The 13,436-nt window shown below is 43.8% G+C and carries 12 protein-coding genes; 6 read left to right on the top strand and 6 right to left on the bottom strand.

Annotated elements, in window-relative coordinates; genetic code table 11:
• The first annotated feature begins 82 nt into the window (after positions 1-82).
• Entirely contained in the window at positions 83-994 is a 912-nt protein-coding gene (locus MKY85_RS04765; protein WP_339259015.1) for a LysR family transcriptional regulator, read from the top strand.
• A gap of 176 nt (positions 995-1,170) precedes the next feature.
• On the opposite strand, the gene MKY85_RS04760 is transcribed toward MKY85_RS04765, so the two are convergent.
• Entirely contained in the window at positions 1,171-2,925 is a 1,755-nt protein-coding gene (locus MKY85_RS04760) for a HAMP domain-containing methyl-accepting chemotaxis protein (RefSeq protein WP_342571936.1), read from the bottom strand.
• A gap of 295 nt (positions 2,926-3,220) precedes the next feature.
• On the opposite strand from MKY85_RS04760, the gene MKY85_RS04755 reads away from it, so the two are divergent.
• The 3 genes from MKY85_RS04755 to MKY85_RS04745 all read left to right on the top strand — a co-directional run bounded on the left by MKY85_RS04755 (position 3,221) and on the right by MKY85_RS04745 (position 5,024).
• Complete coding sequence (locus MKY85_RS04755; RefSeq protein ID WP_339239823.1) at positions 3,221-3,568, top strand: helix-turn-helix domain-containing protein; 348 nt, start codon at positions 3,221-3,223, stop codon at positions 3,566-3,568.
• Between the two features lie 155 nt (positions 3,569-3,723).
• On the top strand, positions 3,724-4,065 hold the full coding sequence (locus MKY85_RS04750) for an antibiotic biosynthesis monooxygenase (RefSeq protein WP_339239821.1): 342 nt from the start codon (positions 3,724-3,726) through the stop codon (positions 4,063-4,065).
• 68 nt (positions 4,066-4,133) lie between these two features.
• On the top strand, positions 4,134-5,024 hold the full coding sequence (locus MKY85_RS04745; RefSeq protein ID WP_342571935.1) for an SDR family oxidoreductase: 891 nt from the start codon (positions 4,134-4,136) through the stop codon (positions 5,022-5,024).
• A gap of 271 nt (positions 5,025-5,295) precedes the next feature.
• On the opposite strand, the gene MKY85_RS04740 is transcribed toward MKY85_RS04745, so the two are convergent.
• On the bottom strand, positions 5,296-6,648 hold the full coding sequence (locus tag MKY85_RS04740) for an amino acid permease (protein WP_339259010.1): 1,353 nt from the start codon (positions 6,646-6,648) through the stop codon (positions 5,296-5,298).
• Positions 6,649-7,070: 422 nt separating this feature from the next.
• Complete coding sequence (locus MKY85_RS04735) at positions 7,071-7,526, bottom strand: GNAT family N-acetyltransferase (protein WP_339239815.1); 456 nt, start codon at positions 7,524-7,526, stop codon at positions 7,071-7,073.
• Positions 7,527-7,706: 180 nt separating this feature from the next.
• Here MKY85_RS04735 and MKY85_RS04730 point away from each other — a divergent pair, with 180 nt between their 5' ends.
• Together MKY85_RS04730 and MKY85_RS04725 are read left to right on the top strand one after the other, a co-directional pair.
• The gene (locus MKY85_RS04730; protein ID WP_339239814.1) at positions 7,707-8,282 is read left to right on the top strand and encodes a GNAT family protein; all 576 of its coding nucleotides are present in this window, start codon (positions 7,707-7,709) and stop codon (positions 8,280-8,282) included.
• Positions 8,279-8,626, top strand: a complete 348-nt coding sequence (locus tag MKY85_RS04725; protein ID WP_342571934.1) for a DUF1801 domain-containing protein — start codon at positions 8,279-8,281, stop codon at positions 8,624-8,626. The genes MKY85_RS04730 and MKY85_RS04725 overlap by 4 nt, the downstream gene beginning before the upstream one ends.
• 614 nt (positions 8,627-9,240) lie before the next feature.
• On the opposite strand, the gene MKY85_RS04720 is transcribed toward MKY85_RS04725, so the two are convergent.
• The 3 genes from MKY85_RS04720 to MKY85_RS04710 form a co-directional block, all read right to left on the bottom strand.
• Positions 9,241-10,545 (bottom strand): DUF1963 domain-containing protein, encoded by a 1,305-nt coding sequence (locus MKY85_RS04720; protein WP_342571933.1) that lies wholly within the window; start codon positions 10,543-10,545, stop codon positions 9,241-9,243.
• A 149-nt stretch (positions 10,546-10,694) separates the two neighbouring features.
• Complete coding sequence (locus tag MKY85_RS04715) at positions 10,695-11,870, bottom strand: alanyl-tRNA editing protein (RefSeq protein ID WP_342571932.1); 1,176 nt, start codon at positions 11,868-11,870, stop codon at positions 10,695-10,697.
• Between the two features lie 500 nt (positions 11,871-12,370).
• On the bottom strand, positions 12,371-13,426 hold the full coding sequence (locus MKY85_RS04710; protein ID WP_342571931.1) for a hypothetical protein: 1,056 nt from the start codon (positions 13,424-13,426) through the stop codon (positions 12,371-12,373).
• Positions 13,427-13,436: the final 10 nt, after the last annotated feature.

The raw sequence follows: 13,436 nt of genomic DNA, 5'->3' as shown, positions 1-13,436 counted from the left end.
TATATCGCTGTTCATGTATTATTCATATTTATAGATACTAATGTTAACATTAGTTGTATTAATGCTAAACGGAGATGAACTCATGAATCTGGAACAGCTCGAATATGTCGTTGAAATTGCGAAAACCCAATCCTTCTCCGCCGCCTCGGAGCATCTGCATGTCACACAATCGGCGATCAGCCAATCGGTTCATCGTCTGGAGAAAGAAATGGGGATCATCCTGTTCGAACGCTCGCGGCAGGGAACTCATCCCACGCCCGAAGGCAAACAATTCATAGCCAAGGCACTGGACATTTTACAGCGGATTGATGAATTGAAATCTCTGAACGCAGAAGCCTCCTCTCTTAGCGGTGAGCTTCATGTGGCTACTTTTCCAAGTGTCATGCCCTATCTTGTCCAGTCTGCTGCAGATATGAAGCGTGAGCACCCGCAACTTAACATCTCCATTGAAGAGAAAGGGTCCATGGAAATTATCGAGGATATTCGGAATAACAAAACCCATCTGGGCTTTATCGCGATCTATGCCAAGCAATTGCGGGAATTCGATGGACTTCACTTCAGTCCCATGTACTCGGGCAAGCTGGTAATTGGTACTCATCACCTGTCTGAACTTGCCAAGCACAGCCGTGTTTCACCAGATCAATTAAAAGAACACAAGCTTGCACTCTATCGAGATGGTTTCATCGAAGACTTTCTCAGGGAATTCACCTATGATCATGGATATCTGTCCATTTTGTTCAAAACAAATAATTCAGAAGCCATCAACATGGTGTTACGAAACGATATTGCTGCCACGATTGGTCACGACTTTTCCTTTTACCAAAATCCATTATGGAAGGAAGGTCTGGTGAAGATGGTAGAGATCGCTGGAATCGATCAACCCAAAATGCAGATTGGCTTCGTGCAGACGGAATCCAAAGAGGCCGCCGTAGCCGCAGAACGATTCGCCCGACGCTTCAGACAGGCGATAGAGCTGGATCATCTATCAAAGTGATATGAAAAACAAAAAGTGCTCCACGCCTCTGAAGGAAGTTTGGGATACACACCAACTTCTCCAGGAACGGAGCACTTTTTTATACCTTACATCGTTACACTGACTATACAACAGACCAGTTTTTTTCTGCTGCCTCTTACGTAAACTATGGCTACAGCATACTCCAACTACAAAAACTATACTTTTACTTTACGCACGGCTTCGCTCATCTCGTTGGTCTGCTGCTCCAGCATGGTGGAGGTCTGCGCCACCCTGTTGAACATGGCCGACTGTTCACGCATCAAGCGATAGATTTCATCCGAATGATCCGAGACCCCGGCTGAGATCTGCGAGATCGTATTGACGGAGGCTGCGGCCTCTTCCGATCCTGCCGAGATTTCCTCTGCCGCAGCGGAGACTTCTTGAATACGATGAGTCACCAGTTGGAACGCATCAACCACATGGGCGAAAGCTTGCTCCGCTTCTGCGGTAATCGTAACACCTTGTCCAATCTCCTGCGCGGTAACCCCCATCTGTGAGCCAATCTGCTGTGATTCTTGTTGAATGCGAAGCAGCAGGTCGGAGATCCGTTCCATAGATGTGCTTGAGGCCTCAGCCAGCTTGCGAACTTCATCCGCCACAACCGCAAAACCTTTGCCGTGTTCTCCTGCATGAGCTGCCTCAATGGATGCATTAAGTGCAAGCAGCTTCGTCTGACTCGCAAAATCACGAACCGTGTGCAAGGCACCACCAATCTCCTGGGAATAGTTGTTCAGCACCTGAACCATCGTTACAACTTCACCTGAGACATGCGAGATGCTCTCCATCTGTGTTTTCATCAATGTCATGCTCTGTTTACCGGACTCTGCTGTAGCAAGCGCACTTGTTGCTGCATCCGATACGATCATGGAGGATTCGGAAATCTCCGTTATGCCTTTGGCAATCTCCTCCATCGCATTCGCACTATCGCTCGCGCCCTGCTTCTGCGTATGCGCCCCTTGCCTGATCTGTTCGACTGACTGATCAACCGTCCTGCTCATCTCAATCATCTCTTCGGTACTGCGATTAAATTCCTTCGTAGATTCCGATAAAATATTGGTGGTTACTGCCACGCCTTCAACCATGTTACTCACGATCTTGTTCAAGTTGCCGGACATATGTATCATTGCTTGATATGTGGTTCCAATCTCATCTTTGCTTTTCAGACGGTAAGACGTCAAAATTTGGTTGGCTTCTGCAAGCTCACCCTGCGCCATTTTTTCCACACTCGCCTTCAGCGGTTGAAGTGGTCGCAGCCCCCTTACGATAAACGTCATGACAACGGCAATACCTATAAGGGTAATTAGTAGCAATAAGGCATAGAAGGGAATACTGGATTTCATGATATCCGATTCAATGTTTCCGATCACCGATACCGCCGTATCGATACCAATTACACCTGTTACAGTGCCATTACTATCGAGCATAGGAGCGTAAGAGGAAATATAGTTGCCATAATCCTCATTATTAATAATTGAAGAACTGGCTGGTTGCCCCTGCAACAGCTTCTGGACAGCCTCCTGAGGGACATCCGTGACTTCATTAATCGGTGAAGCTTTATCCGCATCCTTCATACCGTCCACCATAATAAGCGGGGTACCTTTGTCATCTATTTTGACGAAATAGACATACATTGCACCAATCCTTACACGAAAATCATCCAGTTCATCACGAATCTTCAAGAATGCGTCATTCTCTTTGGGATCCTTGGCAAACTCGGCATAAGATGCTGTATCCAGCTGATTCACATAACTCTGAGCAATTTGGATATTGTAACTCGAAATGGCCTCCTGTGCAGCCAGTTTCATATTGGCCACCTGTAACAGCATGCTGCCAACAGCTATAATCGTCATGGCCAGTGTAACGACTGCAACAATGCGTACAACCAAACGTTTTCTAAAAAAACCGATCATCCGCTCCTCTTCCTCTCCCGTGAACCCAAGCCTTTTTGACTAGACGCTACCCAAAAAACGCATGCTTGAAGCACTAAGTATGGGAAAATAGTAAACGAATATGTCGAATTAGGCAAGAAAATATTGGGTTGAAATAAAAACGCTATCATGGTTGTGGTAGCTTTGGTCGATGGAACTGCATTTAGGCTTAAATGAGTTATGTTTATTCAGTATTAGGAGTGTTGTGTAGGAAGGTTGATTGAATCAACACATGTACTATAATAATCGAAACTAAAAGAGGGATGGTGTTTCTCAATTGAAAACTTTTTATTGTGATCTGGAAATTACCTTGGATGTCATTGGCGGAAAGTGGAGACCTCTTATTCTGTATTATTTATTAAAAGGTCCTAAACGGACCGGTGAATTGAAAAGACTCATGCCAACCATTTCTCAGAAAATGTTAGTCCAGTCATTACGGGAGTTGGAGGGTGATAATCTAGTTATAAGAACAATGTACAATCAGGTACCACCAAAAGTGGAATATTCAATATCAGAAATGGGTATGTCACTTGAACCCACTCTGCGAGCTCTTTGTGAATGGGGTCAGAATTATGCAGAGAAGACATTGAGCAAGGATGAATATCAGAGAATAAATGTAGAATAGAGTAATTTCAAAATCAATTTATGATCTGATTCATCACAATTATCACTTTTTGGTTACTATATAACCAAAAAGTACGTACTATTTTAAAAGTGCTACATGGTACATAATGAGCCTTGTAATATAAAGAAAATAAAAGAATTGAGGAGTGTGTAACGATGTCAACAACCAACAAACAAGTCATTCTCAATATCCGTTTCAAAATTAAGCCCGGTAAGAAAGAAACTTTCCGCGACAATCTATTCGCGATGATTAGCCATTTCAAAAGTGAACCCACTTTTGTTAATGCGATCGTCTCCGATGATCTTGATCATTCTGATGATCTGGTGATCTATGAAATCTGGCAAGGAACAAGAGAAAGTTGGATTCAAGATGAACTTACTAAACCTTATCGTGCTGAGTATGAAGGTGCGCTTACCAACCTCATTGATGATAGAATCGTAAGCTGGCTTGAACCAGTCGGTGAATGGGGTAGTACACTGACGAATGTAAGACGGTAAGTTTTCAAGATGAGCATGTGAAACAAAATATTTTCATGTATTTATAGACGTTCAAAGGAGTTGTAAATATGGGGAAAATACTTATTACTGGAGCAACAGGTAATCTCGGAAGCAGAACGCTAGAACTTCTTCTCAAAAAAGTTCCGTCAAATCAGGTGGCTATATTAGTCCGTAATCCGGAATCTGATAAAGTGGCAAGATTGATTAAAGAAGGTGTGGAAGCCCATCAAGGCGACTATTTTGATTATAACTCTCTTCTACAAGCTTTTGATGGTGTTGAAAAAGTGATGCTCATTTCCGCCGTAGCATTTACCGATCGCAATACACAACATTTCAACGTCATCGCTGCTGCAAAGCAGGCTGGGGTTAAGCAAGTCATCTTCACGTCGATCATACGAAAAGAAAATTCAAATCTAATTTTGCCCGAAGTAACGATGTCAGACTTATTCGCTGAACAAACGCTTAAAGCATCCGGATTAGACTATACAATCCTGCGGAATCCACCGTATCTTGAAGTCATAAATTCGTTCTCTGGAGATGCACTTAAATTTGGAAGTGTGCGAGTACCAAAGGGTTCCGGTAAAGTATCCGCTGCATCTCTGGATGATTTGGCGGCAGCCAACGTAGCCGTTCTCACCGAAAACGGGCACGAAAATAAGTCATATACTCTAAGCGGCAGTGAGGGAAGCTCTTTCGAAGATATCGCTGCAGCCCTCTCGGAGATTAGTGAAATCAATATCCCTTATGAGGCAATTAGCGAAACCGAATATATAGACACTATGGTAGCGAATGGCTTACCTGTTCATATGACTGATTTCTTATTAGGTTGGATGCGGGCAATCAACACTGGAGAATTCTCGGAAACGTCTGGAGATCTTGAACGTCTGATTGGCCGAAAACCAATGTCATATAAGGAATTCTTTAAAATCAAATCTCCGTTTTCTAAAGTTGAAGATTGAAAGCTGACATGCACTTAAACAAAAAGGGCGAAGCATAATCTAGTACGCTTTGGTGAAATCGCCGCAAAGTACTCCACCCCTTGGGAAAAGCTACCCAAAGATTAGATATATGTCTAAATAATTAATAGGAAAGTGTTAATGTCCATTCTAGCAATCGGTTCTGGTTATAGAACAAAATATATTCGCTCAAAGTGTATAAAATAGGGACTGCTAAAAGCAGCCCCTATTTTACTTATAAAGTTTTCTCATTAATGATGACTACCCATTCATACTAAACTGTTCGTCCATTCGTCCTCCTGAATCTAATCAGGGACCAGATGATCAGCAACGCAAGCACGGCAAGACAGATGCTAATGCTGAACCGATTACCTTCATCGAACACAAACATCACAGCAATCACACTGAGACATAGTACCACCACTCCGGTGATGTAAGGGAAACCCCAAACTTTGAAGGTTGGTTGAACCGGATATCTCTTCCGCAGTTTTAACTGTGATGAGGCAATACAGATCCACACAAGGATGACCACAAAGCCCGGAACTGCGAGCAATACACGGAACAGTTGATCCTGCGCGAACAGACCAAGCATGGAACCTCCGAGCAATACAACCGCGCACACCAGCAAGGTATTAACCGGGCTGCCGTTACGATTTGTCTGTGATAATGCCTTCGGAGCTTCACCACCCACTGCCATGGAATGCATCATCCGGGATGCACCGTAGATCCCTGAATTTGCAGCGGACAGAACTGCCGTCACCAAAATAAAGTTCATAATGTGTGCTGCTCCTGGTAGTCCCGTTGAGGCGAGTACCTGTACAAACGGACTGCTTTCCGGCCCAATCTCATTCCATGGGATGAGACCACAGATGATGAGAATCGGCAAGGTGAAGAACAGAATAATTCGAAGCATGAAATTGCCCACGATTTTGGGCATCACTTTTTCTGCATTTTCCGTCTCCGTCAGAGTCAGACCAATCAGCTCCGATCCACCATAAGAGAACATGACCACAAGCAGTGCCGAGAAGATCGATGACCAACCGTTGGGGAAGAACCCGCCTGCTTGTGTATAATTTTGCAGATAAGGGGTGTTATCACTTGGAATAATGCCAAAGATCAACCCTGCACCCAGGAAGATAAAAATGATGATCATGGCAATTTTAATCCCGGCCAGCCAGAACTCAAATTCCCCGAACACACCCACACTGAGCAGATTAACCAGTATAATGAACGCCGCACACGCCAGACTCAGCATCCACAACGGTACTTCTGTAAACCAATACTGCAAAAAGCTCCCGGCGGCAATCACCTCAATAACACATACCGATAACCATAGGAAGCAATACATCCATCCCATAACAAAGGAAACTCGGCTACCGAATGCTTCCTGCACGAAGTCTTTCATATTCTTGTTTTTATACACCGTAGCCATCTCCGCCATCGCGGCCATAACCACCAGCAGCAATAATCCGGCAAAAATGTACGTGATAATAACGCCCGGACCTGCGAGTCCGATTGTCTCTGCGCTGCCTTTGAAAATCCCTGTACCAATGACACCGCCCATAGCCATAAAACTGATGTGTCTTGGTTTAAGCTTCTTCTGTAGTGTTCCTTCTGTCTGAGCCAATTCAAATCCTCCTGATGTAAAAAACGTCTGTAATACTGTCTTGTTTCATAGACATAATGTCCAGTATACCCTATTGTCCAGCAATCAGCCCAGAAGTTCCTTATGGCCAATTCATCCCAAGCATATTTGGACATAACCTATGTTTTATACCCCACAATGGCACAAAGCAATCTGTATACAATCTAGGTAAGCACCACAGCAATTATAGGACATAACACTAAGACGGCAAACAGCGGATTCATCTGATCTAGCCACCAATATATCATCCACAGCTCCCTCCACCCTTTTCATAGCATGGTCCATGTTACATCATTGCGTGTATTCTACTCTTTTTCCAACTTTAAAAATGTACGATATGTTGCAAAATAAATAAAAACCAGCATCCTGTACAAACAGAATGCTGGTTTCTCATGCGAATCCATTTAGATTGTTTTCGTCATAAATGCGCTGTTCGGGTCCAAAATATAGTCCGCGAATGGTTCGCAATATTCGAATCCGAAATCTTCATACAGCTTCCTTGCCGGGATAAATGAATCCATTGAACCCGTCTCCAGACTAATTCGTTTATAGCCACGTTCTGTGGCAACCTCCATAATGTGAGCCAAAATTTTTCTCGCTACGCCTTTTCTCAAGTGGGCCGAAGCCGTACGCATCGACTTCAATTCTGCATGTTCTGGATCAAGTTCTTTGATGGCTCCGCAGCCCAGTAGTTCATCCGCTTCCCATGCACACCAGAATGTAATTTCAGGCTTCTTGAGTCCATCCAGATTCAACGCATGAATACTCTCTGGAGGCGAATCCGCTGCCATCCCTTGCAAGTGCTCCGCGATTAATGCCTTCACTTGTACTCCACTCAAATCATCCACTTTGATCTCCAAAACATATCACTCCTGCTGACATTTTTATTGGTTCTATCACTGAATGCATTTCGATTAATTCATCTTACTACCGTGTTAGGTTTCATGACAAGAGGCCACTTATATGCAATAAAATGTTCTATTGTGATCCATCTGTAATTTCCAGTATGATGAGGCTATCAGATGTAAAAGGAGAACCCTATGACACTAACAACGGATAACCTGTTTTATAGCACACGATTGAAAATGACACCCCCACGTGCTGAAGATGTGCAGACCATGCTGCAATGGAACGAAGACCCGGAATATCTACGGAATGTGGATACTGATCTTGCCATTCCCTATTCAGAGAAACAGTTGGAAGATGAGGGCGAGACTAAGAACAAGGAAGTGTACTTCAGACTTCGCACGCATGAAGAGGATACGCTGATTGGTTTTGTCGTCATTCATAGCATTGAATGGAATAACCGCTGCGGACAGCTTGCCATTGGCATCGGACTTGCGGAACATCGCAACAAGGGATATGGCACGGAAGCGTTGAATCTTATTTTACGATATGCATTCCACGAGATGAATCTGGACCGGGTTGGTCTCGATGTCATCGCCTACAATGCCAAAGCGATTCGCTCCTATGAGAAGGTTGGTTTTCAATTGGAAGGTCGGGCACGTTCAGCAGTATATCGTGATGGCAAACGTTACGACCGCTTAATGATGGGAATCCTGAGATCAGAATGGGAAACACACAATCAGATCCATACGGAGGGTGAACATGCATGACCAAGAATGTAGAAGTTACTGCGTTTATTGAACAGATTCAGATCCCCTGGCAAGTACAGGTCGCTGAACAATTGCGACAAATGGTGCATGATACCATCCCAGACGTGCAGGAACGCGTGCAATACAAGAAACCTCATTTTTTGAAAAACGGAAGTTACGCTGCGGTCATCTCTCCATCCAAACAAGCCGTATCCTTCACGATCTTTCATGCAACCGGACTTGATCTACCCGATGGCATATTTGAAGGCCCGGAAGAACGCAAAACGATCAAGCTCAAGGAAAAAGATACGCCGGATTATGAGTGGTTGGCTGGTTTGTTAAAGCAGGCATCTGCGGAATTGTAGACGGATGTATTGAACAGGAGCATACGCTCGCAGTAGGAGTAACTTAGGTGTTATTATGCTGGCGGCTAGTGTGTATGAGTAGTAATTGCGCGGGCGGTGTGTACGAGATGGGTTAATGTTCGGGTTCGGGTTCGGGTTCGGGCCGAACGCTAACGAATCGGACACACCTTATATCGCAGTTATACAGCCATATGAAATTCTAACGAATCTCAGCAGTCTTATTACAGACAAAACCTCTGATTTGCTTCGAAAACACCTGGCATAAGAAGCAATAACATCGCTACGATTCGTTAGAATTCTACAGTGCTGCAAAATCGCCTAATAAGACGTGCTGGGTTCGTTACATTGTGTGCGTACGACAAAGCTGCCCAAGCACGCAGAAAAACCGCCCATTCTCTCACTGCTGACTAAATAACTAACATAAAAAAGGCTAATTGGAGCAGATAGCCTCCTTGTATCCTGCGCAGAGCAAGCAAAAAGGCATCCATGAAGTTCAAGAACTTACGGGATGCCTTATATAGTCATAGTATGATTGCAACTGTCCACTCTCTTACAACCGAATCGGTCCTGTAGTACTATAGATGTGTTAATGGCTTATAATCATAGCTTCCACCTCAAGATTGCTGGTACGATACGGCGGTCATCTGACACGGCTCACATATGAACATGTAATACATGCCCTCACCATATTCCTCAACCTCACCCCAATCCAGTTGTGCGACAGCCTTCATTCTCGCGGAACAGCATGGACATGGTGGATACTCCGCATCCTGAACCCAACCCGGATGGCCCCCGATCTGAGATAGCGATGGCTCCATCCCCCACTCACTGGCATGGAATGCATGACGCGATGCATTCGCAATCCTAAACTGCCGGCCGACATCCGGTGCAAGTTCACCATAGTCTTCCAGGTCAATCTCATCCATTCCCATAGGCATGACATTATGAGAACTCCATAACGGTTCCCCTGCTGCGTCCAATTCCATGTAAACCACGCCATAACTACTGCATATCACGCAAGTCTGGATCTGAAGTCGCTCAGCATGCCAAGACACATCCCGCAGTGCCGGATGCTTAACATCCAGATTAATTAAGGACGTTAACGCACTACCACACCATGGACAACCTTGAGCGCTCGGGGTCAGCATCAATAGCGAATCTCCGGATATTGCCACGTTATTTTCTTCATTTTCTGTTACTTTATAGAGTGAATAACTTGGGGTGGTGAATAACGCTCTGCACTGCCCGTCTTTCGTAAGCTCCCATCCAGCTTCAGTGGTGTAATGCTCAGGTGCCACGTACGACTCGCTCGTCCAAGATGGCGGAGATTGTCTCCATTGCCGGAACCGCTGCACGACAACATCGTCCCCGATATGGGCCAACATGAGCAATATGTGGTTTCGATTCTCATCATCGGTGTTCACCTGCTGCAAAAGACGATCTCGAACTTCAGGCGAGGCACTTTTAACCAAAATCGCAGGATAATAGATCTCCTGCTCCAGCAGCTCAGGAATTTCGGCGGTCAACGATATATCATGGTAGCAAACAAGGTATATCAGGATATCTTTGCCGGTATCTTCATCACCCGCTTGAATCCGCTGCATCGCATAATCCTTCATCTGATCTTGTTGCTCTGCAGACAAGGATAGATATACCTCTTCCTTGGATTGTTCATAGGGTACATAACGAATTAGAGGATCGCGAACCTGAGGTTCATGCATGATTTTCAATACTTCGACCGGGTCTGTGATACCTGCATACAAGTTCACGTCACGTCGATTCGCTTCAATATACCTCTGGCGCTCCTCGCGCTCCATCTCCTGCTTGCAAGGCATGCATAATCCACCTGTTCTGGCAGCCGTTGCTGGCAAAATGGTATTTGCACATGCCTCCCGTATACACGGAATTCGTTCTGTCATCTTCCAACCTCCTTCAACGATTGCCAATCGTTCAACTCATGTAACCAGTAACCCATGTCCCTCGATATCCATGGAAAACACGCCACAATGTGACGTGCTTGTCCAACTCATATTGCAATACTGCCTGTTTCGTATCTGCAAAATACAGATCAGTGATGTCCCAACTGGTCCTTGGTGAATTCGTAAAAGGCAAGCGCGTCTTCACTGCTGGCAAAGCCGGCCTGAGCCATTTTCTCACTGCCGCCACCTTTGCCCTGGTAGGCACCAAGATTGCCTTTGAAGAAAGGTCCGCAAGCCCATTCAGGCGGCTGTCCGTTCTGTGCCAGAACAACTTTCGCCTCGGAGATACTGGCAAAGAGTACGAGACCTTCATGGTCTGTCGTCAATTTGGTAGCCAGGCTCTGCATATCCTTGAGCGATTTGTCTTCAAAGACCTGAGCAATCACCAGCCCTTCGCGAGCAGCCAGAAGTTGCTCCGCATAGTAGGCATCATTGGTTGTTTTCACTGCATTCAGCTCAGTTTGCAGCTGTTTTTGCTCCAGTTCCATTTTCTCAATACGCTCCAATAATTCGTCCTTGCTGGTCTTTAATTTAACCATAATGCTATTGAGCACATGTTGAACGGATGTGAATTCATTCAGCGCCCTTGTTCCACATTTGAAATAAATACGGGTACCGCCCTTCACTTTTTCGGTCTTTAACAGTTTGATGATGCCGATTTCACCTGTCGCCGACACATGGGTTCCGCCGCAGGCGTTATACTCCACACCTTCGATCTCGACGATACGAATGTCTTCTGTTACCGTAGGTTGCTTCACCAGCGGCAATTGTGCAGCCTCTTCTGCCGTAACCCAAGACGTGTTGATGCGAGCATTACGATAGATCTGACGATTCACCTCTTGTTCAATGATGGTCAATTGATCCGCTCCCAACTCAGCAGCCACATCAATCGTGTCATACTCCGTACCGAGATGGAAACTGAGCGTCATCGCTTCAGCCACTTTCAACGTCATTGCCGATAACAAATGCTGTCCCGTATGCTGCTGCATATGATCGAATCTTCGCGCCCAATCCAGCTCGCACTGTACCTCGCTCTGTTCAGGAGCACGTTCCAGCTTATGCCATACCTCTCCGTCTTCGATGTTTACATCCAGTACAGCGATGCCGCCAATCTGTCCCACATCACAAGGTTGTCCACCCCCATGCGGGTAAAAAGCAGTCTCCGCCAGCGTGACATATACACCATCTTCCTTGTCTACTTTGCCAGTAATTGTTGTATGCCACTCTCTTGTATAAGCAGAGTCATAATAGATTTTTTGAGTCATTGAATCATCCAGATCCCTTCTCATTCATATAGATACCACTTTTGTTGCCCGTTTGACATATCGCATTACGCATCATTAGAACCCTTATATCTGCTCTCAAGCTTACACTATTTAACATTATCAAGCCAATAACACTAGAGTAACAGTGAGATACAGTTCATAAGCCTATTCAGCATGCTGAGCGTTGTCCTATCCATTGTCTAGGGAAGTGCAGTATTAGGATTGGAAGCGGGCTATACTCGGTTTATTAAACATGGTTATGTATGGGGTATTCAAGCGTGCAGAGAACAGGACATTCGGAAGGAAACTGGAGGCTCATTAGTTGATACGAAGGGGAGCTAAGTCCGCTTTCTCTGACTCCCCCTTTAGTTGTAGCTAATAAATCGCTAGCTGTGTATTATCTACATTAAACATTAAATCAGACAACTTTTTTAAAGGTTTATGGCTATACTTTACACGCATCATAGATTCCTATACCTCATACTGCACCTCTGTATACATTATAGATAATAATGACTCAGGAGCTTTTCATCGATCTCCACACTTTCCAACTTTGAAATTAAGTCGCTTAATGCATTCTCTTCTATAGTCTTGATTTTTTTCAGTTTTTCAATGATAGAAGTTATACTGGTGGCGTTCTCATTTTTGTTATATATTATAGCCAAATTTCTTAAAATTTTTGAATCCGATTCGATTTCAGAATATATTTTTATAAGCTCGTCAGCATCGTCCAAATAATGATGTTCTTTCAAATAATCTAATCTATCCAACATCACACGCTTATGCTCCCACATGGTATGAAAGATTCGTATATCAATCTTTTCCTTTGATGTACTAACTTGATCACTTAAATATTGAACAATATGATCATAGATGGATAATCCAAAGATCCAATTAGAAGGAGTGCTCATAGAACGATAATGATAAGATGAATTGAGACTAAACCTTAGCTCCTTCAAAGATCTAATAATCAATTTTAGATCAAAATGATAATTATGCTCTGGGTTATACGATAATAAACATACATATTCTCTATTTTTTGTTTTATCACAATGGTTAAAAGCGACTAGAAACTCTTCAAAGCCTACCTCATATTCTCCGAATATAACATCTGAATTATAGCCTGATACATAAAATTTTAATGTCTCTTTGTTATAACCGAAAATTAACATTTCATGCGGCAAAGCATATTTTTTATACGCCTTTTTATGGGCAATATAACTTTCATCCACATACAAATGAATATATTGATTTTGATCAATAGAATCACAAATAAAGCTGATGATGCCCCCCATATATTTTTCCAAAAAGTGTTGGTTGATCTTTTGATAGTTAATGAGAGGACAACTCATAAAGAAATCATACCAAGGCAAGTTAGATGTATAAAACGACAAGAATTTCCCTTCTGGAAAGTTTCCAGCACAAATCAATTGAATATAATTACTGTAAAACCAAGCCTCCGATTGTTTATGCTGCATTACAATTGAGAGTGGATAGGCATTACATAGGTAACCATGTACAGAAGGTCTTATCATTGGCAGTTTTATATCGCTCATAACTTCTACC

It is taken from the genome of Paenibacillus sp. FSL R5-0749, assembly GCF_038595085.1.
Taxonomy (GTDB): Bacteria; Bacillota; Bacilli; order Paenibacillales; family Paenibacillaceae; genus Paenibacillus.
The sequence above is the reverse complement of the archived record's forward strand: the minus strand, read 5'-3'. Positions and strand labels throughout refer to the sequence as shown.

Bases quoted from the DNA above. Each gene is read 5' to 3' on its own strand.
- MKY85_RS04715 (WP_342571932.1), bottom strand. From the start codon at position 11,870: ATGACTCAAAAAATCTATTATGACTCTGCTTATACAAGAGAGTGGCAT.
- MKY85_RS04730 (WP_339239814.1), top strand. From the start codon at position 7,707: ATGACACTAACAACGGATAACCTGTTTTATAGCACACGATTGAAAATG.
- MKY85_RS04725 (WP_342571934.1), top strand. From the start codon at position 8,279: ATGACCAAGAATGTAGAAGTTACTGCGTTTATTGAACAGATTCAGATC.
- MKY85_RS04760 (WP_342571936.1), bottom strand. From the start codon at position 2,925: ATGATCGGTTTTTTTAGAAAACGTTTGGTTGTACGCATTGTTGCAGTC.
- MKY85_RS04750 (WP_339239821.1), top strand. From the start codon at position 3,724: ATGTCAACAACCAACAAACAAGTCATTCTCAATATCCGTTTCAAAATT.
- MKY85_RS04720 (WP_342571933.1), bottom strand. From the start codon at position 10,545: ATGACAGAACGAATTCCGTGTATACGGGAGGCATGTGCAAATACCATT.
- MKY85_RS04710 (WP_342571931.1), bottom strand. From the start codon at position 13,426: ATGAGCGATATAAAACTGCCAATGATAAGACCTTCTGTACATGGTTAC.
- MKY85_RS04765 (WP_339259015.1), top strand. From the start codon at position 83: ATGAATCTGGAACAGCTCGAATATGTCGTTGAAATTGCGAAAACCCAA.
- MKY85_RS04745 (WP_342571935.1), top strand. From the start codon at position 4,134: ATGGGGAAAATACTTATTACTGGAGCAACAGGTAATCTCGGAAGCAGA.